Genomic DNA, 19,963 nt, shown 5'->3' with positions numbered 1-19,963 from the left:
GGATCGATAGCAAAAGCTCTAAAAAGAGTGGCATAGTTAGACGGTGGACGCGACAATCACCCTGAAAAGCGCCGAGCTAACCCAACCAATAAAATGCATTTATCATTCGACCCTTGAGTTTAAACTATAAATACTCAAGGTACACTCAAGGTCTGACATGCCAGCAGAAACGGAACACGGAAACAATAGACTAATCCCTCTTGAAGCCTACCGAGGAATAGCTGCATTTATTGTGCTTATTCATCACTTTTTCTTGGGATTCTCCCCATACACAACAGGGCTGATGGAGAAAACAAGAAATAAAGACAGCCTAATAGGACAGCCCTTTTTTGCACTCTTTAACGGCACAGCGGCTGTCGCATTTTTCTTTACACTTTCCGGGTTTGTTTTGTGCTGGTCTTATTTCAATCATGAAAACCCACAAAAACTTTTTTTGGCGTTCATTAAAAGATTTCCGAGACTGGCCGCTACTGTAACGATCACCACTATCGCAAGTTATATTTTATTTAAACTTAACCTGTATTATTTTCATGAAGCCTCACAACTTAGTTCGAGCCTATGGCTTGAAGCGTTTGCTAATGGGTTGACTCCAGAGTTTGAACCAAGATTTCTCGACGCCCTAGCACAAGGAATTACAACCTTTTTCACAGGAGAAAACAACTACAACAGCAATCTCTGGACCATGAAACCAGAGTTCTTCGGCAGCATCTTTGTCTATATGCTTGCATGCTTTATCTCTTTAATACTCGGTTATCGCTTTTTAATTTACGCCTTGTTAGTCATTTCAATATCAGCACTATTCTACAACAACCTTATATTCCCATTTGTTGTTGGCACATTTGTTTCCTCGTATTTAGCCAAAAACAGGAAAGAAATCTCCTTCCGAGCTTCCATCGTACTCATCATCTTAGGACTCTATATGCTTGGGTATATGATTCCTGAGAAATCATATGCATGGGCTTCACTCACCCCAGAGGTTTTCAAGAAAAACACACAAACAATACTCCACACACTTGGCTCTGCCTGCATAATATTCGCCACCATGACCAATAAAAAATTGTTTCAGAGCCTGAACGGTAGATTTTTAAGATTCATTGGAAAAATCAGCTTCCCACTCTATCTTATCCATACTCTTATAATCTGCTCATTATCAAGCTACGCTTATCTTGCGCTGACAACTTACGGAACCAACCATCAACTAAGTCTAATAATCGTATTTATTATTACCGCCACTTCTTCAATTGCGCTAGCATTTCCTCTATCGATATTTGACGATTGGTGGGTTAAGCAGGTAAATTCAACAGCACGAAAAATCTTAACTGAGAGACAAGTAACATCTTGAGTTATATACCCCTAGTACTCACCCATCAATCACGGACCCAATAGACGAAGGATAGTAAAAACGAGGATTACTCGGCGTTTAGGGACCGGGGCATGAAGTCAGGTCGGGCAGTTCGTAGATGACTTCGATACGAAGGAGATCGGCCGGCAGCGGCTTGCGCTTGCCACGCCGTGGGGTCGGCGCAACGACGTCCTCTTCAGCGGAGTCATCGATGGGCTCTACGACGCTTTCTGCCTCATTGAACAGGACCAACTGCGGCGTTGCCTGATCAGCCGTTTGCTCGGACTTACGTCCGAACAGGCGCTGACACAGCAGCGCGTTTTCTTCTTCGAGAAAAGCGACTCTGGACTGCATCTTCGCAAACATTTTGTTTGAGCAATTCAGGATCATCGGGGAGGTTTTCGGGCATGGAAATCATGCCCTGGATTATACCGAATCAGGCTACGAATCGCGGTGTCAAAACCTGATGAGCGCGGTTGCGCCAGAGGTCGAAACCATCCGGTAGCCAGTACAGTTCCTGCACCGCCAGAACAATCACCTCGTCAGTAACATCGGGCGATGTCGCCTGCAACAACTAATGCTGACTCGAAACGTATGCAACGTTTGAATCGCCCCCCAGATCTCCAACTAATTAAGACCGGCTCGTTCATCTCAATCCCGCTCACGCTAAAAACCTTATTACGAAAAACTGAAAGCGTAAATATAAGTCCGCCTATAAGCTAGTCCTCCCCCCAACTACTCCGCCAAATATTTTATTCAGAGCCAATACCTGAACGTGCAAAGTATATTTATTTTCTACCGCTACCCGCCCCGCTCGGCCATAGTGTAGTCGCTGATCAGCATCGCCTAATAGCGTCTGCAAAGACGACTCCCACTCCGCTAAGCTATCGGCTAACAGCCCACATTGATTTCCGTCGACAATTTCGATATTCACGCCCACCGGAGAAGCAACTACGGGAACACTGGAAGCCATGTACTGAATCAGTTTATAGCCACACTTACCTTTCTCCCAGGGACCATCAACCAGCGGCATGATGCCTACATCTATTTGTCGTATGAAGTCGACCTCACTGTCCTCAGACCAAGGCCGTACCTCTACGGCAATCCCAGGTAGCTCGTTAACAATCTCGGGCGTGGCTCCCATCAGCAAGACGCGAGCTCCAAATTCATTGCACACCTTGAGAAGCGTCTGCCGGATCGCGACTACATATTTTTGTGTCGAAGGTGAACCTATCCAACCAATAATGAGCGATTGACCACTAGCATCCCGCTTGGCCAAATACCGGTTCTTGTCGACCACAGTGGGAACTACAACAACATTTTTGGCGCCTGCCGCAGTCGCACGACTGGCAAGGTAATTGTTTCCCGCAATCACGCATTGAGCGTTGCGCATTACGACATCGATTTTTCCGCCCAAAATTTTGCGAATCAGTGAATTAGAGGAAAGATCATAACTGTGAAATATTGCATCATCATAATCCACAACATAGGGCGGAGCAAAAGCCCTCAAAATTCTCTCTACTGTCGCCGGGAAATAAGGAAACACCTCCTTTTCTATCCAGATGACATCGTATTTACGAACGGTAAAAAGGGCAAAAAAACGCACCAGATAGCAATACACAGACCGAAGAACTGGACGCTTGCCCGAACTGTATAGGCTTTTAAGATAGGTATCATCAAACAAGCATTGAACGACTACTTCAACGCCGCCCTCTTCAAGAGAGGGTATATATTGAAGAAAGCGAAGACGACTACTCGCCCCTAATCTAGAATACTTTGACAATAATAAAACTTTCATACTTAACTATATCTCGCCTAAAAAGCATAAGGGCAAAGTGTATGGCGACCCGATTCACCGAGGCGCATGTAGCAATTATCCGGAATCAGTTCGATGTCCGCCCCTTGAAAATCCATCCAGGCAGCCAACTAATCAGTAACCCGTAGGCGATCCAGGTTTCCTTGATAGATGATAATGATCCACGCAAAATTGAAATCGCTGTACGCGATAGTGGCTCGAGCAACAACGTACTCAAAAGGATCGATGTCGCTCCCAAATATCCAAAATGTTTATACGAATAAATAATTTTGCTACGCTGCGAGTAAAACAGACGTCGTGCCTTGACTTGATCAGAGGTCCCCCCACCTTTATGGAAGGCTTGAATATTACTCAGGAATTCTATTCTCCAACCCTTGGCTTTAACTCTTCGTGATAGATCAAGGTCCTCCAAATATACGAAGAACCTTTCATCAAAACCCTGCAACTGCTCGAAAATCTCACGCCGGATGAGATAAAAGGCCCCAATCACATGATCAACAGAGCGATCACTTGCATGATCCCACTCCCTCATAAAATGACCGAGCTTGGGAATGAAGTGATCAAGGCCAACGGTGTGTGCAAGAAAGCCTGATACAGTTGGAAACCTGGTGCAGCTACGTGAAATTTCACCATGTTCGTCTTTCAACTGTACTCCGCAGACACCAACATCCTGGTTGTCTGAGCGTTCCATATAGTCTAGTACTGATTGTAGCGATGCCGGAAAGACGGCCGCGTCTGGGTTGAGAAAAAGAATATACTCCGCCGTTCCATGCCTTGCACCCAAGTTGCAAGCCTTTCCAAACCCAAGATTCCGACCGGCCTTGATTAACTCAACATCCGTCAAAGGTAGCAACAGTTTTTCCGAACCATCCGTTGAACCATTATCTACGACGATGATTCGCGCTAGATCGCTATCACCACCTTGACCTATTGAAGACACACACTGCAAAACTTGATCGCCAGAGTTCCAATTCACAATAACTACATCAATTTTATGACTCACTTTCAACACCCATGTCCTTTTCAGTGCAGCCAAAACTAACCAGCAAGGCTAAATACACCCAGAAGCTAGTAATATACTGCTGAGTAAAGTGCGGATCCTCAACCATCAACGCCATCATAATGATCAAGAATCCGAAGAACACCTTTCGGTCACGACGAAACACTGTACGCCCTACGAAAAAAAAGAAGCACAAAGAAACCAAAACCGCGGCGAGTGATTGTTCGATTAATGAGGTCATCCAAAAGTTGTGTGCAGATAGTTCAAAGTAAAAAAGTGATGAGTAATATCCGATTGGTTCAAAAGGGTGCTCTGTCAAATAATCAATTTTTTCTATAAGAGTTTGTAAGCGTCCATTTCCGGTTGCCAACACCTCAACATCCGTCCTAGACGACAAAAAAGCGTCAAACCCGGATAAATCCCAACCAACAAATATCACCATGTACGCAAAGAAAACACCAAGTACAAAACCTAAAATGGCACCAGCCACAAGAAGTTGGCGCACCCTGAAAACAACAAAAAACAACAAAAATAACAAAATCATATTTGATCTAGAAAACGTCAAACATATACCTACCGCAATCAGGCAAAACATCAAAAAATCAGATTTCCGACGTTCATCCAAAATTGTGTACGACACAGCTGAGAGCAGTAAAACCTGCGCAATTGTATTACTAGCCCCCCAAGGGAGGGACATGGCTCCCCCAACATATCGTTCAAGTATGACCTGTTGAATACCAAGCTCCATAGAACTTAAGAAAAAATTGACAATGAAATACACCGCCAGCGCCGCGCCAGAGCATATTAAAATCCTAGCAAGCGCCTGGACCGATAACAACTGGCGTAGCACACTGCAAATCAACCCTAAATAAATGACAAAACCAACCACGTTAAAGAAAGCCCTTACCGATGACTGAAACGGGTTAAAAGATAAAGCCGTCATCACCACAATCAATAATATTTGGATGAATGGAAAAATAAAAAAACTCCATTCCATTTCATCCCAATAGCGAATAATAACCGGCATGAACGTAAGCATTGAGGCGATAAAAAAAGGCGTACCGAAACTCAGCACCCCTCCATCCTCAGGGGATGTGCTAAAGCCCAACAAAATCATGCCAACTACGAAACACACGAGGTATTTTGAAAGCCCGATCTTCAACACACCTTCACCGCTTAAATTTAGTAAAACAGAAGAGACCTACCGCATCAAAAACAACCCGAAAGGTCCATGCTAATGCAGCCCCTACAACACCAAAATTCGTAATTAGTATATATAGGGCCCCTACAAACACAGGCAACTCAATCAGGTGCAAAATAGCGGTTTCTTTAGATCTGCCAGACGCATGCAAAAACGAATAATACATTGAACCAATAGAATTAAAAAATACGCCAACACAAAGAATCCTTCCCACCCAGGTCGATTCTTCCGAGACATATTGTCCGACCCAAAGATTCAAGATATAAGGCATCAAAAATGCAATGCTACCCATCACGCAGAACATGATGAGCGAAACCCTCACTAGCCATCGATTAAAATTATGATGCGCTTTATTTATATCTTCTTGCAGGAAACCAGCAATTACCGGGAATGCAACCGTAGTAATCGCCCCAACCAAAACCAGTGCCTGCACCGTTATTTCATAAGGAATCACATAAGCAGTTACCGCCGCAGCGGATATCAGCATCCCGACGAAAAAACGGTCGGCCTGTACTAAAAACGGGCTAACAACACTACTAACCGTGACCCAACCTCCAAACGTGAGGAGTTTATTGGCTTGCACTTTAGAAAATTTGCCTTTGTCATCCTCGCCATTTGGCAGGCATTGGTAAGCAAACTTCTTATACATAAACAATGCGACCGCTCGAGAAAGCACCAATGTTGCGATCAACCAATACAGCTGAGTAGTAATTTGCGCAACCAGAAATGGAGCACCAAAATTTGCCGCACCGAGAGCAACACGCAAGAAGCTAATATTTTTAAAATTAAGATAGGCCTCATTCACACCGCGATAAGTTGCACTGATTGCTTGCATTGGTATAGCTACTGCCAATAGCAGCAAAGAAATCAGAACCTCCATGGCACTAACAGTCTGCCGCGGTACGAAATTATACCCACCGAGACAGCTTCCCAATACGATCAGTATGAACCCTACAAGGCCTACAACCATCGTGATCCGGACTGCGGTGCTAATAACATCGGGGATTTCATTTTCGTTGTCCCTCCCTCTGAGGGATGCAAGTCTTTGTGTAACTGCACGACCAACCCCTAGATCAAGCGCCCCGGCGTAGCCAATTAACCCCCAAGCAAGCGCCAGAAAACCAAAGCGCTCAGTGCCTATTACCGAAATCAAGCTTGGAACAGTCAGAGCAGCTATAAGCAGAGGCAAGCTGAGGCCTAGCAGGTTCCAAATTATATTTTTATAGTGCACTGCAACCTCGTGTGGACACATTACGCAACGAGCCCATAGCTATGCTAAGTATTATCAATTCAGCACGCTTGGATAAAAAAACATGAACCAAGTACACTCGGCCACTACTCAAATAGTAAATATTTTACGGATCTATTCAGCATCAACTCATGAGTGACAAATACCAAGCCATTGATTTATCAACCCCTGCATAAATGTCAACATCATGATTATACCCTAGCATTGATTTTCTCAAAAAATTACAAATGAATAGCGAGACATATGGGAGTTGATGAAGCTATTAGTAGTCCGCTCAGTGCTTCCGCTCCCAAAAACACTCGGTCCGCCTCCCTCACAGCGATGTAGAGGCTGATCGATGCGCTCATGCAACCAACGCATGCGCAGCAAAAGGTGTATGCCGGTATTCTGAGATACTTTTCTCAAATCGCTTGTTGCAAGGGCGTCATAGCTAATATTCATTACGACGAAGTATTCCTATCTCAGCTGTGCATTGCTCAGCATGGCACTGGCGATCTCAAGGAGCAAGTGCGACCGTCAGCAACTACTCTGAGCTTGCTAACGAAACTGAACGCGATCCCGCTTCCGCTTCCGAAAAATCGTGATCAATGGTCGCCTCAATGAGCCAAGTCTACCGGAAAAAGCGCAATTTCCACCACCAAGGGATTAGCCAGAATCAAGCCCCCTCGCCGCCGAAACAGTGGCTTCGCCCCTGCATCGCCTATGTGAGAGCCTGAAACTACACTTGAGCAACACTCATTAGCGATGTTTCTCCCAGGTAGCTAGACGGAGTGCAGGGCTTGGTCTTACCGATCTATTTTGTTTCAATCTTGTTGGTCGCGAAAATGAAGATAATCCACCAGCACCTAAACTGGAGTTTTCTCGCGCTGTATCTGGTGGGGTCTGGTGTTGAGCAAATCAGCTAGCTCATCCAGAGTTGCCTACATTACCAGAGAGAGTTCAGTGCTTTTTTGAGTTGCTTAGAAAACAAACCATTCGTATTTTTATTGCAGCCAGATTACACAAGGTGAGTGTGGGGTTAGTGAAAAAATCTTCATATCTGTTCCCGCTGTGCTTTTCCGCATCGCGGGCCATTTCGCTGAATTGATCAAGCATCATGGTTTTTAAGATCGAGGGCGCCATCCAAGATATCCCTCCTGACAATGGCTTGCGCCGCCGCCTCGGCAGCGGGGACTTCGCGTTTGACGAGAATTACATAGCGGCTCGTACATTCGACCATTTTTGCAACTGCTTAGCGATTATTGGCCCTCATAACGCTTGCCGTCAGCCTGACGAAAATAGCTAATCAGATAACGCTTCAGATCTCGGCGTGGTTGGGCATAGATAGCGAGGTCGTTCCTTTCTTGAATCACACGTCGCTCGGGTTGGCCGGGTTAGAGGCTACTTAGCTCGCGGGGATTTGTTGCGGTGACTAGCCAACACGAAGCATCTCGACGATCACCTGACACAGCTCAGGTCTGAAACAAACACTTCTGAAAGCGAGATACATGCCGAAGCCCTGCTTGCGGCTCGGATGGCGTCATAGTCAGGCTACCGCGAATTGCGCCTGATCTCACGACTAAGGGTGCGGGGATGTCAGCTTAGGAAGTAGCAACAGCTTGCAGCGTGAGTCGTTGAAAGAGCATCACCAGAATGGTGATGCTCTCCTCGGTATTACATTGACTTGGACCGGAGGCGATTCGCGATACACTAGAATCGCCGCCATTAACCCAAAAATGTCTTTCTCGAATTCCTAAACCGAGCGTAGTTCACGACTGCGACGGTATAGGGTTCTGAATATGGCTACAAATATACCAATAACTCCGCCCAGCAGTATTGCCACCGCCAAAATCAATGTTTTCTTCGGTTTGATTGGCTTATCTGGGGTCTCAATCGGTCCATCTACACGGAAAACCACCACATCATTCGGACTTACAGACAAATCCTTGTAGAAGGAATACCTCACCTGCAAAGCCCGAAGACTTTTAATGAAAGGGTCGTTTAACTTTCGCTCTTCAAGGTTTTTGATTTCAGCCTGGAGCGCCTTGGTACCACGAATATAAGTCATCTCGCCATCCACATTGGCCGACACTTCGCTCGACAACCCCCCCTTTATGATTGGAGGCTTTTCCAAACCAATAGCCTCGGCAATTCGCAGAGCCTCGCGCAACCGTGTAATGAGATCCTCGCGAACTTTTTCACCACTTTCTCGCAGCGCATTTATCTGTTGCGCAAGATTTCGCGCACGTACTTCAGCTTCTCTATTGACACTCCCGACCACTTCCCCGACAGCTAGCACCCTGGCCTTTTCCACATAAGCCTTTACCCACTCTACAGCCTTGGCCGGATCAGTGCTTTGCATCGCCAACGAAAAACGATCCGGAGAACTTTTATCAGTAAGCGCTATAGTCAGATCTTTGGAGAAACGGTCATAAAGACCATCCTGAGAATCGGTGCGTTCTGCTTCATTAAGGGACGGGAGATAGTACTCTTCAAAAAAATCCCGACGCAGTGATTCAGCTCGAAGATTACGCAAGAAAACCTCATATACGTATTTCACGCTGTAAGGTTCCAGTTCCGACTCTCTCGTTCGCCCATAGTTTAAATCGGCAATATCTTTCTGTGTCGGGGGAACGACAAAAACTTTAGCCTCATATACAGGTTTGGCAAGAAAAGCATAAACTCCACCAACTAAGGCAAATAACATAACGATGGCTAATATCAGCCACTTTTGTAGCCATAACCCCTGAATGACCTCGATCAGGTCAATTTCATCGTTAGGCCTAGCCTCAGCTCGGTTGTTGCGCATTTATCACGGTATCCTTCTTAGATTCCAACCACTCTTTTTTGTCGGGAGTAGTCCAATAATTAGCTTGCAGGCCTTCCTGGTGATCTTCCAGACTGCTAGCATCCCGCGCAGAAGACCAGTTATCCCCCAACAGCGCCATGAGCAAATAAATCGAAATTGGTAACTGCCTCCCTAAGGAAGATCTGAAATACCAACCGATCTTTAACCCCTGTTCCAGACTCAAAAATGTTTAATCGGTAGACATTCAGGCCTTTTCTGTTATTAACAGACGATTTTCCTTCTAATCGCGCCGTTTCAGCGCGATTAGCCCGCATTACACACACCTTTTCGCATCATCCACAGATACATGCATTACTAGTATGCCAATCCTGTCTAAAAAGCGCTCGAAGGTTGCTGTCCCAAAAGGTTACGCAATCGTCTTACTGCGAAGGCGATTCCAGTAGCTTTTCCAAGTACTGACCGTAGCCTGTCTTTTTGAGCGCTTTGGCTTGAACGCCTAGCTGCTCGGCAGTGATCCAACCATTGTTGTAGGCAATCTCTTCCAGACAAGCCACTTTCAGACCTTGGCGCTGTTCGATGGTGTGCACAAAGTGACTGGCTTCCAGCAGCGAATCATGGGTTCCGGTATCGAGCCAGGCGAAACCACGGCCCAGCATTTCGACATTGAGCGTCTTGCGCTCCAAGTACACACGGTTAACGTCGGTGATTTCCAGCTCGCCACGCTCGGACGGCTTGATGCTCTTAGCGATCTCAACAACATCGTTGTCGTAGAAGTACAGGCCGGTTACTGCATAGTTGGATTTTGGCTTCAGCGGTTTCTCTTCAATGCTAAGTGCGCGACCGGTTTTGTCAAACTCGACAACACCGAAGCGTTCCGGATCGGAGACGTGGTAGCCGAATACGGTAGCGCCATGTTGTTGAGAGCTGGCTGAGCGCAGGTTGTCCGAGAAATGCTGACCGTAAAAGATGTTGTCGCCCAGGATCAGGCAGCAAGGGTCTTCGCCGATGAACTCTTCGCCAATGATAAAGGCTTGTGCCAGACCATCCGGACTAGGTTGTTCGGCATAGGTCAGTTTGATGCCGTACAGGCTGCCATCACCCAGCAACTTACGGAAACATGGCAAGTCTTCAGGCGTGGAGATAATCAGGACTTCACGCATGCCCGCAAGCATCAGCACCGACAGCGGATAGAAGATCATCGGCTTGTCGTAGATCGGCAGCATCTGTTTGGACACGCCAAGGGTCAACGGATGCAGACGCGTACCCGAGCCGCCAGCGAGGATGATGCCTTTACGATTTGTCGTGCTCATTTATTCAGAACTTCCCTAAGCATTCGGGTTACACCACTTTGCCAATCCGGCAAGTGTAGAGAAAAGTTGTCACGCAGCTTCTGAGTATTCAAACGTGAATTCAGAGGGCGGCGCGCAGGTGTTGGATAAGCCGTCGTTTCAATCGGATTGATCGCCGATACGGCGAGCTGCTCCCCGTTGTCTTGGGCGAAACCGATCACATGGCTAGCATAGCCGTGCCAGGACACTTCGCCACTGGCCGCCAAGTGATACAAGCCAGACAGCTCGGGACGTTGCAGAACTTGCTGAATGGCCAACGCGGTCACGTCGGCAATCAGGTCTGCCCCCGTCGGGACTCCGATCTGGTCGGCGATGACGCTCAAGGTTTCGCGATCCTTGGCCAAACGCAGCATAGTCTTGGCGAAGTTGTTGCCGCGAGCGCCATAGACCCAACTGGTGCGAAAGATCAGATGCTTGCAACCCGACGCAGTAATCGCCTGTTCACCGGCCAGTTTACTGGCGCCGTAGTGATTCACCGGGGCGACTGCATCCGACTCTTGCCACGGAGCAGAACCCTGGCCGCTGAAGACATAGTCGGTCGAGTAGTGAATCAGCCAAGCACCCAGGGTCGTGGCCTCTTCGGCCATGACCTGGCTTGCCTGACCGTTCACACGGTCGGCCAACTCGGTCTCGGACTCGGCTTTATCGACAGCGGTGTAGGCCGCGGCGTTGACGATGATGTCGGGTTTGACCTGACGAATCGTCGCGCGCAAGGCGTCGAGATCAGACAGATCACCACACAATCCATCGACCGCATGGCGATCCAGCGCGATCAACTCACCCAGTGGTGCGAGGGAGCGCTGCAGCTCCCAGCCTACCTGGCCGTTTTTTCCTAGCAGAAGAATTTTCATGCTTTGTTCGAACGATCTGCGTAGTTCTGATCGATCCACTGCTGGTAGCTACCGCTCTTTACGTGAGCGACCCATTCAGTGTTGTTGAGGTACCACTCGACCGTTTTGCGAATGCCGGTTTCAAAGGTTTCTTCCGGCGTCCAACCCAGCTCACGCTGAATTTTGCCGGCATCGATTGCGTAACGCTGATCGTGACCCGGGCGGTCCTGAACGTAAGTGATCAGACTGGCATGTGGACGGTAAGCAGAATCGGGACGCAGTTCGTCGAGCAGTGCGCACAGGGTATGCACCACTTCGATGTTTTGTTTTTCGTTATGACCACCGATGTTGTACGTCTCGCCGATAACACCTTCGGTCACGACTTTGTACAGTGCGCGGGCGTGATCTTCGACGTAGAGCCAATCACGGACCTGATTACCTTTGCCATAGACCGGCAGCGGTTTGCCTTCCAGTGCATTGAGAATGATCAGCGGGATCAACTTCTCAGGGAAATGGCATGGGCCGTAGTTGTTCGAGCAGTTGGTGACCAGGGTCGGCAAGCCGTAAGTACGGCTCCAGGCGCGAACCAAGTGATCGGAACTGGCCTTGCTGGCGGAGTATGGCGAGCTTGGCTGATACGGCGTGGTTTCGATGAAGAGGTCTTCCGGACCTTCGAGGTCTCCGTAAACTTCGTCAGTCGAAATATGGTGAAAGCGGAAGTTGGCTTTCCGCGCTTCATCCAGCGTAGCCCAATAGTGGCGCGCAGCTTCCAACAGGGTGTAAGTGCCAATGATGTTGGTCTGGATGAACTCAGACGGACCAGAGATCGAGCGATCAACATGGGACTCCGCGGCCAGGTGCATGATTGCATCCGGTTGGTGTTCACGCAGGACGCGGTCGACCTGATCACGGTCGCAGATGTCGACGCGCTCGAACACGTAACGCGAGTTCTGGCTAACTTCGGCCAATGACTCAAGGTTACCGGCGTAAGTAAGCTTATCGACGTTAACGACAGCGTCGGTAGTGTTGGAGATGATATGACGAATGACTGCCGAGCCGATAAACCCGGCGCCGCCGCGGTTACTAGAATTTTCACGCGAAACCATACCCTTGAGTTACTGACAGGACCGCCAACCGAGCACTGTCTAATCCATGAATGCAGAAGCCATCAAGGTTGCTGAGGCCTCTGACAGAGTCAGTTTGAACCGACGTGGGCATATGCCATTATCGGACAAGCGCAGCATTTTACAGCTTAATGACGGTTTTACTAATGGATATAGACAAGCAGTGGCTAAAGTTTAGTGCGCCTTCCGCGTCATGTCGCAATCAGACAAGGCGCTTGCGTGAAACTCTGGACGTACGCCCCAGGAACCAGCCAAGAATCGGTCCGATCACCATCCCGATCAGCAACGCAATAACCATGACCAGTGATATCGGCAGTTGCGGCCCCGCCCAACCCAGGAACAACAGGGAAACCGATTGCTGATTCTCGAGAACGAACGCCAGGATCGCCAAAATCAGCAACAGGACGAATACGGCAAGCAGTACGCGCTTGAGGTTACGCATGAGCGGTTCCTTGAATAACGGAGGCCGTCAAAGCACTTCCTCCTCATCCTCGTTCACCCGATCGCGCAATTCTTTGCCTGGCTTGAAATGCGGCACGAACTTGCCGTCGAGACTGACGGACTGACCGGTTTTTGGATTGCGACCTACGCGCGGTGCGCGGTAGTGCAGGGAGAAGCTGCCAAACCCACGGATCTCGATGCGATCACCGGTGGCCAGACATTGGGACATTTGTTCGAGCATGGTCTTGATGGCCAGCTCCACATCCTTGGATGAGAGCAGCCCTTGATGGGTGACAATTCGTTCGATCAACTCCGACTTCGTCATATTTTTCCCTTCTTTTTCAAGCAGCTAGATCAGCGCTTCAAAGGTTTTAGCACGCCCGGATGAATTTGAACAGCCCGAGTTTTGACATATCTTTACCCACAAAGAGATGCTCGATTTCAGAGCACTGGAACGCTGATCATGCCCTTTCGGACTCACCTGCAGATAACCAGCATGGTGCGTGTCAGATAGCCCGCAGGATTGAAGCCAAAGGGATACTCATCCTCATCTTTGGCATCATCGGACCGGGCTACAACTTTATAGCCCGCCGCCTTGCACTCCTTGCTAGCTCGCTTGCGACACTTCTCCCACCCCGACCCCAGCCCTGAACAATCGATCTCGATGCCACTGACCCCACGCACTGCATGAGTCTTGGCATTAGTGGTACAGCCCGCCAATGTCAGTACTGCTATTACGACAATGAGCTTGTTCATTCACTTCCTTAGGCAGGACACGCCGCCTGACGGTCGCTCGCTTCAAGCTAAAGACTAGCCGTAAATAAACGATTGATCCGATTAAAGAAAGAGACAACTTGTCAGCAGGATTGGTTTCACGACAAACAATCGCAGCGCCGCGAAATCATCAAAATCACCAAATCGCAGGCACAAAAAAGGGCGACCGAAGTCGCCCTTTTTCTATGGTCTGACAGAACTTAGTTCTGTTTTTCCATTTGTGCACGCAACAGGTCGCCCAGAGTGGTAGGACCAGCAGCGATGTCAGCAGCAGGCTTGTCTTTCAAGCTCTGGATTGCTTCTTTCTCTTCAGCATCGTCTTTCGACTTGATGGAGAGCTGGATTACACGGCTCTTGCGGTCAACGCTGATGATCTTGGCTTCTACTTCCTGGCCTTCTTTCAGAACGTTGCGCGCGTCTTCAACGCGGTCACGGCTGATTTCGGAGGCTTTCAGAGTCGCTTCGATATCGTCGGCCAGAGTGATGATGGCGCCTTTAGCGTCAACTTCTTTCACGATGCCTTTAACGATTGCGCCTTTGTCGTTCTCTTGAACGTACTCGGAGAACGGATCGCTTTCCAGTTGCTTGATACCCAGGGAGATACGCTCGCGCTCTGGGTCAACCGACAGGATAACGGTGTCCAGCTCGTCGCCCTTCTTGAAGCGGCGAACGGCTTCTTCGCCCACTTCGTTCCAGGAGATGTCGGACAGGTGAACCAGACCGTCGATGCCGCCGTCCAGACCAATGAAGATACCGAAATCGGTGATCGACTTGATGGTGCCGGAGATTTTATCGCCCTTGTTGAACTGGCCAGAGAAATCTTCCCATGGGTTAGATTTGCACTGCTTGATGCCGAGGGAGATACGACGACGCTCTTCGTCGATGTCCAGAACCATAACTTCCACTTCGTCGCCGACTTGTACGACTTTCGAAGGGTGGATGTTCTTGTTGGTCCAGTCCATTTCGGAAACGTGTACCAAGCCTTCAACGCCTTCTTCCAGCTCAGCGAAGCAGCCGTAGTCGGTCAGGTTGGTTACACGAGCGGTAACGCGAGTGCTTTCTGGGTAACGGGCTTTGATAGCAACCCATGGATCTTCGCCCAGTTGCTTGAGGCCCAGGGAAACACGATTGCGTTCGCGATCGTACTTCAGAACCTTGACATCGATCTCGTCGCCAACGTTGACGATTTCGGAAGGATGCTTGATACGCTTCCAAGCCATGTCGGTAATGTGCAGCAGGCCATCGACGCCACCCAGATCGACGAATGCGCCGTAATCGGTGAGGTTTTTGACGATACCTTTGACTTGTTGACCTTCCTGCAGGGATTCCAGCAGAGCTTCACGCTCAGCGGAGTTCTCGGCTTCGAGGACGCTACGACGGGAAACGACAACGTTGTTGCGTTTCTGGTCAAGCTTGATGACCTTGAATTCCAGCTCTTTGCCTTCCAGGTGCGTGGTGTCGCGCACAGGACGGACGTCAACCAGAGAACCTGGCAGGAACGCACGGATGCCGTTAACGTCGACAGTGAAGCCGCCTTTAACCTTACCGTTGATAACGCCCTTGACCACTTCTTCGGCTGCGAAGGCTGCTTCCAGAACAATCCAGCATTCAGCGCGCTTGGCTTTTTCACGGGACAGCTTGGTTTCACCAAAGCCGTCTTCAACCGAGTCCAGAGCAACGTGAACTTCGTCACCGACGTTGATAGTCAGTTCGCCAGCGTCGTTGTAGAACTGCTCAAGCGGGATGAGTGCTTCAGACTTCAGGCCAGCGTGAACGGTTACCCAGCGAGCTTGGTAATCGATATCAACGATAACACCGGTGATGATGGAGCCTGCCTGAAGGTTCAGGGTTTTTAGGCTTTCTTCAAAGAGTTCCGCAAAGCTTTCGCTCATTTTAATTCCTGTTGAATAAGGGCGAAGGATACGCCCATCTCCACGTCCCAGACGACGTGGGTTATGTTCATTAGAAGAAACACCGCAAGACTATGACTGGTCCCCTACGGAGTTTCTTGGTCACCCGGCGATATCGCGAATGGCGATCTCGCTCATGATGCGTTCCAGCACCTGTTCGATGGATAATTCCGTGGAATCCAGCTGTATGGCGTCAGCCGCCGGTTTGAGCGGGGCTACCGCTCGCTGGGTGTCACGCTCATCGCGGACACGTATCTCATCTAGCAGACTCGACAGACTAACACCATCGACTTTGCCCTTCAACTGCAAGTATCGACGGCGCGCACGCTCCTCGGCACTGGCAGTGAGGAATATCTTCAGCGGTGCATCGGGGAAAACCACCGTGCCCATGTCGCGACCATCGGCCACCAGACCTGGAGCCTCCTGAAACGCCCGCTGGCGCTGGAGCAGCGCATCACGCACGGCCGGCAGAGCAGCGACCTGGGAAGCCCAGGCGCCGACTTGTTCGTTGCGCAAATCATCAGTGACATCGTCACCTTCGAGAATGATCCGCTGTGGATGACCTTCGGTCGCGCCGACGAACTGCACGTCCAGATGAGCGGCCAACAGCTTCAGCGATTCTTCATTGGTCAGATCGACGCCATGGTTACGCGCGGCGAATGCCAGCAGACGGTACAGCGCACCGGAATCCAGCAGACACCAGCCCAGGCGCTTGGCCAGAATCCCGGCAATAGTGCCTTTGCCCGAACCGCTAGGCCCGTCGATGGTGATGACCGGTGGCTTGATAATCACGACTGAGCCTCTTGTGCAACACGGATACCGACCTGCGCGCACAGCGCGAGGAAGTTCGGGAACGACGTCGCGACGTTGGCGCAATCATGGATGCGGATCGGTGCAGTGGCGCGCAGCGAAGCCACACTGAAGGCCATGGCAATCCGGTGATCGCCGTGACCGTGCACTTCGCCGCCGCCGATCTGGCCGCCGTCGATGATGATCCCGTCCGGGGTCGGCTCGCACTTGACGCCAAGCGCCAGCAAGCCATCCGCCATGACCTGAATCCGGTCCGACTCTTTAACCCGCAGCTCTTCGGCGCCGCGCAGGATGGTGCGCCCTTCGGCACAGGCGGCGGCCACGAACAGCACCGGGAATTCATCGATGGCCAGCGGAACCAGCGCTTCGGGAATCTCGATACCTTTGAGTTTAGCTGCACGTACGCGCAGATCTGCAACCGGCTCACCGCCGACTTCACGCTGGTTTTCCAGGGTGATGTCAGCGCCCATCAGACGCAGAATATCGATCACACCGGTACGGGTCGGATTGATGCCGACGTGTTCAAGCACCAGCTCCGAACCTTCGGCGATCGACGCGGCCACCAGGAAGAACGCGGAAGACGAGATGTCGCCCGGCACTTCAATGTGGGTCGCGGTCAGCTTGTGGCCGGACTCGACCGACGCGGTCGCACCGTTGACGGTGACCGGGTAGCCGAAGCCACGCAGCATGCGCTCGGTGTGGTCGCGGGTTGGAGCCGGCTCGGTGACGGTGGTTTTGCCTTCGGCGTACAAACCCGCCAGCAGCAGGCAGGATTTAACCTGGGCACTGGCCATCGGCATGGTGTAGGTCAGGCCTTTGAGCTTGTTGCCGCCGCGAATGGTCATCGGCGGACGACCTTCAGCAGCGGTCTCGATCACAGCGCCCATTTCACGCAGCGGATTGGCCACGCGATTCATCGGACGCTTGGACAGCGAAGCATCGCCCGTCAGCGTGCTGTCGAAGTTCTGCGCAGCCAACAGGCCAGACAGCAGACGCATCGAGGTGCCGGAGTTGCCCAGATAGATCGGGCCCGGCGCTGGCTTCAGGCCATGCAGGCCGACGCCGTGAATGGTCACGCGACCGTGGTGCGGACCTTCGATCACGACGCCCATGTCGCGGAAGGCTTGCAAGGTTGCCAGGGCGTCTTCGCCCTCGAGGAAACCTTCCACTTCGGTAACGCCTTCAGCCAGGGAGCCGAGCATGATCGAACGGTGGGAAATCGATTTGTCGCCCGGTACTCGAATCCGCCCAGTCAGGCGGCCACCAGGTTGTGCCAGGAAAATCAGGTCGTTGGAATTCATAGCGTCCACATAAGCCCGGCGGGCCAGGATTTTACTGAAATGTTCGCGGGCAACCCGGGCGCGAGTGAACACGCCCAACAATTGGTGCCCATCCCCTGCATCGACCGCGTCGCGCAAGGCGTCGAGGTCGCTGCGAAATGTATCGAGTGTGCGCAGGACAGCTTCGCGGTTGGCGAGGAAGATGTCGTGCCACATGACCGGGTCACTCCCCGCGATTCTTGTGAAATCGCGGAAACCGCCGGCAGCGTAACGGAAGATCTCAAGGTTTTCATTGCGCTTGGCCAACGAATCGACCAAACCGAACGCCAACAAGTGCGGCAAATGGCTGGTTGCTGCCAACACTTCGTCGTGACGTTCGACCTGCATGTGCTCGACATCGGCGCCCAATTCGCGCCACAAACGGTCGACCACTGCCAGGGCTGCCGGATCGGTTTGATCCAGCGGTGTCAGAATCACTTTATGGCGACGGAACAGCTCTGAGTTAGAGGCTTCCACCCCGCTCTGCTCGGAACCGGCAATCGGGTGACCCGGCACGAAACGCGACGGCATGCCGCCAAACGCTTCGGTTGCCGCCCGCACCACATTGCCTTTGGCGCTGCCGACGTCGGTCAGAATCGCTTGGCCCAGGTCCATGCCGGCCAAGCGGCCGAGCATTTTTTCCATGGCAAGGATCGGCACGGCCAGCTGAATCACGTCAGCGCCCTGGCAAGCAGCCACCAGGTCTTCTTCGCAGCGATCCACCACACCCAACTCAACCGCCAGTTTGCGCGACTGCGGGTCGAGGTCGACCCCGACCACTTCGCGGCACAGACCGCTTTCACGCAAACCCTTGGCAAACGAACCGCCGATCAACCCCAGACCGACCACCACCAGGCGACCGATCATAGGTTCAGCAGATTGCAGTGCAGTGACATCAACCACGAGCCAGAACCTTGGTCAGCGCTTCGAGGAAGCGGCTGTTTTCCGCCGGCAGACCGATGGTGATGCGCAAGTGGTTCGGCATGCCGTAATTGGCCACCGGACGCACGATTACGCCTTCGCGCAGCAAACCCTGGAAGACCGGCGCCGCAACACGACCCAGATCGACACAGATGAAGTTGCCCTTGGACGGAATCCAGCTCAACCCCAGCTCACGGAAACCCGCTTCAAGCTGCTGCATGCCGGATTCGTTCAGGCGACGGCTTTCGGCCAAGTACTCGGCGTCTTGCAGCGCAGCGCACGCAGCGGCCAGGGCCAGGCTGTTGACGTTGAACGGCTGACGCACGCGGTTCAGCACATCCGCAACCACCGCCGTGGACAAGCCATAGCCGACCCGCAACGCCGCCAGACCATAAGCCTTGGAGAACGTGCGCGAAACCAGCAGGTTCGGGTAAGCCGCCAGGAAATCCAGACCATCCGGCAAGTCGCTGCCTTCGGCGTATTCGATGTAGGCCTCGTCCAGCACCACCAGCACGTGTTCTGGCACGTCCTGCAGGAATTCGTCCAGTGCTTCGGCGCCGAACCAGGTCCCGGTCGGGTTGTTCGGGTTGGCGATGAAGACCACACGGGTATCGGCATCGATCGCGGCCAGCATGGCCGGCAGATCATGACCCCAGTCTTTGGCCGGGATCACTTTGGCCGTAGCGCCGACGGCTTGCGTGACGATCGGATAGACCGCAAACGCGTGTTCGCTGAACACCGCATTCAGGCCCGGCGCCAGATAGGCACGGGCGACCAGCTCCAGAATGTCGTTGGAACCGTTGCCCAGCGTCACCTGATTGAGCTCGACGCGGCACTGATCGGCCAGCAAGGTCTTGAGCGAAAAACCGTTACCGTCCGGATAACGGGTCAGTTCGGCCAATTCTTCGCGAATCGCCGCCAGCGCCTTGGGACTGGCGCCCAACGGGTTTTCGTTGCTGGCCAGTTTGACGATGCTGGCCGGATCGATGTTCAGCTCGCGCGCCAGTTCGTCCACGGGTTTGCCCGGAACGTAAGGCGAAAGTTGTTGCACGCCCGGCTGTGCCAGAGCGAGGAAGTCACCACTCATTT

15 protein-coding genes and 2 pseudogenes are annotated in these 19,963 nt (G+C 51.3%); 1 reads left to right on the top strand and 16 read right to left on the bottom strand.

From position 1 onward, the window contains the following. Positions 1-157 precede the first annotated feature (157 nt). Positions 158-1,342, top strand: a complete 1,185-nt coding sequence (locus tag ABH912_RS29850; protein ID WP_033055790.1) for an acyltransferase family protein — start codon at positions 158-160, stop codon at positions 1,340-1,342. A 102-nt stretch (positions 1,343-1,444) separates the two neighbouring features. Here ABH912_RS29850 and ABH912_RS29845 read toward each other — a convergent pair. From ABH912_RS29845 to hisC, 16 genes and pseudogenes are all read right to left on the bottom strand, one after another. Beyond that, positions 1,445-1,760 (bottom strand): annotated as a pseudogene (locus tag ABH912_RS29845) (transposase domain-containing protein); the annotation flags it as partial. Positions 1,761-2,054: 294 nt separating this feature from the next. Beyond that, positions 2,055-3,140 carry a glycosyltransferase family 4 protein gene (locus ABH912_RS29840; protein WP_033055793.1) on the bottom strand — a complete coding sequence of 362 codons (1,086 nt, stop codon included), beginning with the start codon at positions 3,138-3,140 and terminating at the stop codon, positions 2,055-2,057. 85 nt (positions 3,141-3,225) lie between these two features. Next, positions 3,226-4,161, bottom strand: coding sequence for a glycosyltransferase family 2 protein (locus tag ABH912_RS29835; RefSeq protein ID WP_050482785.1), 936 nt, complete (start codon positions 4,159-4,161; stop codon positions 3,226-3,228). Next, positions 4,151-5,323, bottom strand: a complete 1,173-nt coding sequence (locus ABH912_RS29830) for a hypothetical protein (protein WP_033055795.1) — start codon at positions 5,321-5,323, stop codon at positions 4,151-4,153. The genes ABH912_RS29835 and ABH912_RS29830 overlap by 11 nt, the downstream gene beginning before the upstream one ends. A gap of 4 nt (positions 5,324-5,327) precedes the next feature. Next, the gene (locus ABH912_RS29825) at positions 5,328-6,590 is read right to left on the bottom strand and encodes a flippase (protein WP_156363907.1); all 1,263 of its coding nucleotides are present in this window, start codon (positions 6,588-6,590) and stop codon (positions 5,328-5,330) included. A 1,750-nt stretch (positions 6,591-8,340) separates the two neighbouring features. Continuing rightward, positions 8,341-9,396 carry an LPS O-antigen chain length determinant protein WzzB gene (locus ABH912_RS29820; RefSeq protein ID WP_033055801.1) on the bottom strand — a complete coding sequence of 352 codons (1,056 nt, stop codon included), beginning with the start codon at positions 9,394-9,396 and terminating at the stop codon, positions 8,341-8,343. Between the two features lie 419 nt (positions 9,397-9,815). After that, complete coding sequence (gene rfbA, locus ABH912_RS29815; RefSeq protein ID WP_033055802.1) at positions 9,816-10,706, bottom strand: glucose-1-phosphate thymidylyltransferase RfbA; 891 nt, start codon at positions 10,704-10,706, stop codon at positions 9,816-9,818. Next, positions 10,703-11,596 (bottom strand): dTDP-4-dehydrorhamnose reductase, encoded by an 894-nt coding sequence (rfbD, locus tag ABH912_RS29810; RefSeq protein ID WP_033055803.1) that lies wholly within the window; start codon positions 11,594-11,596, stop codon positions 10,703-10,705. The genes rfbA and rfbD overlap by 4 nt, the downstream gene beginning before the upstream one ends. Further along, positions 11,593-12,671, bottom strand: a pseudogene (gene rfbB / locus ABH912_RS29805) (dTDP-glucose 4,6-dehydratase). The gene rfbD and the pseudogene rfbB overlap by 4 nt, the downstream one beginning before the upstream one ends. Before the next feature lie 230 nt (positions 12,672-12,901). Further along, complete coding sequence (locus ABH912_RS29800; protein WP_033055807.1) at positions 12,902-13,141, bottom strand: LapA family protein; 240 nt, start codon at positions 13,139-13,141, stop codon at positions 12,902-12,904. 27 nt (positions 13,142-13,168) lie between these two features. Then, positions 13,169-13,465: an integration host factor subunit beta gene (ihfB, locus tag ABH912_RS29795; protein WP_033055808.1), complete on the bottom strand. Its 297-nt coding sequence runs from the start codon at positions 13,463-13,465 to the stop codon at positions 13,169-13,171. A 152-nt stretch (positions 13,466-13,617) separates the two neighbouring features. After that, positions 13,618-13,896, bottom strand: coding sequence for a hypothetical protein (locus ABH912_RS29790; RefSeq protein WP_111450708.1), 279 nt, complete (start codon positions 13,894-13,896; stop codon positions 13,618-13,620). 218 nt (positions 13,897-14,114) lie between these two features. Next, positions 14,115-15,806 (bottom strand): 30S ribosomal protein S1, encoded by a 1,692-nt coding sequence (rpsA, locus tag ABH912_RS29785; RefSeq protein WP_033055812.1) that lies wholly within the window; start codon positions 15,804-15,806, stop codon positions 14,115-14,117. A gap of 120 nt (positions 15,807-15,926) precedes the next feature. Continuing rightward, entirely contained in the window at positions 15,927-16,616 is a 690-nt protein-coding gene (gene cmk / locus ABH912_RS29780) for a (d)CMP kinase (RefSeq protein WP_415770470.1), read from the bottom strand. Then, complete coding sequence (locus ABH912_RS29775) at positions 16,613-18,820, bottom strand: bifunctional prephenate dehydrogenase/3-phosphoshikimate 1-carboxyvinyltransferase (RefSeq protein ID WP_429513174.1); 2,208 nt, start codon at positions 18,818-18,820, stop codon at positions 16,613-16,615. The genes cmk and ABH912_RS29775 overlap by 4 nt, the downstream gene beginning before the upstream one ends. Positions 18,821-18,848: 28 nt before the next feature. Next, on the bottom strand, positions 18,849-19,961 hold the full coding sequence (hisC, locus tag ABH912_RS29770; protein ID WP_429512449.1) for a histidinol-phosphate transaminase: 1,113 nt from the start codon (positions 19,959-19,961) through the stop codon (positions 18,849-18,851). Positions 19,962-19,963: the final 2 nt, after the last annotated feature.

The organism is Pseudomonas sp. BT76 TE3572 (assembly GCF_050435365.1).
GTDB classification, from domain to species: domain Bacteria; phylum Pseudomonadota; class Gammaproteobacteria; order Pseudomonadales; family Pseudomonadaceae; genus Aquipseudomonas; species Aquipseudomonas fluorescens_W.
The sequence above is the reverse complement of the archived record's forward strand: the minus strand, read 5'-3'. Positions and strand labels throughout refer to the sequence as shown.

Excerpts from the sequence above, each read along its gene's own strand:
- ABH912_RS29790 (WP_111450708.1), bottom strand. The coding sequence starts at position 13,896 with ATGAACAAGCTCATTGTCGTAATAGCAGTACTGACATTGGCGGGCTGT.
- rfbD (WP_033055803.1), bottom strand. The coding sequence starts at position 11,596 with ATGAAAATTCTTCTGCTAGGAAAAAACGGCCAGGTAGGCTGGGAGCTG.
- ABH912_RS29775 (WP_429513174.1), bottom strand. The coding sequence starts at position 18,820 with ATGATCGGTCGCCTGGTGGTGGTCGGTCTGGGGTTGATCGGCGGTTCG.
- rpsA (WP_033055812.1), bottom strand. The coding sequence starts at position 15,806 with ATGAGCGAAAGCTTTGCGGAACTCTTTGAAGAAAGCCTAAAAACCCTG.
- ihfB (WP_033055808.1), bottom strand. The coding sequence starts at position 13,465 with ATGACGAAGTCGGAGTTGATCGAACGAATTGTCACCCATCAAGGGCTG.
- ABH912_RS29800 (WP_033055807.1), bottom strand. The coding sequence starts at position 13,141 with ATGCGTAACCTCAAGCGCGTACTGCTTGCCGTATTCGTCCTGTTGCTG.
- hisC (WP_429512449.1), bottom strand. The coding sequence starts at position 19,961 with ATGAGTGGTGACTTCCTCGCTCTGGCACAGCCGGGCGTGCAACAACTT.
- ABH912_RS29840 (WP_033055793.1), bottom strand. The coding sequence starts at position 3,140 with ATGAAAGTTTTATTATTGTCAAAGTATTCTAGATTAGGGGCGAGTAGT.
- ABH912_RS29850 (WP_033055790.1), top strand. The coding sequence starts at position 158 with ATGCCAGCAGAAACGGAACACGGAAACAATAGACTAATCCCTCTTGAA.
- rfbA (WP_033055802.1), bottom strand. The coding sequence starts at position 10,706 with ATGAGCACGACAAATCGTAAAGGCATCATCCTCGCTGGCGGCTCGGGT.
- ABH912_RS29820 (WP_033055801.1), bottom strand. The coding sequence starts at position 9,396 with ATGCGCAACAACCGAGCTGAGGCTAGGCCTAACGATGAAATTGACCTG.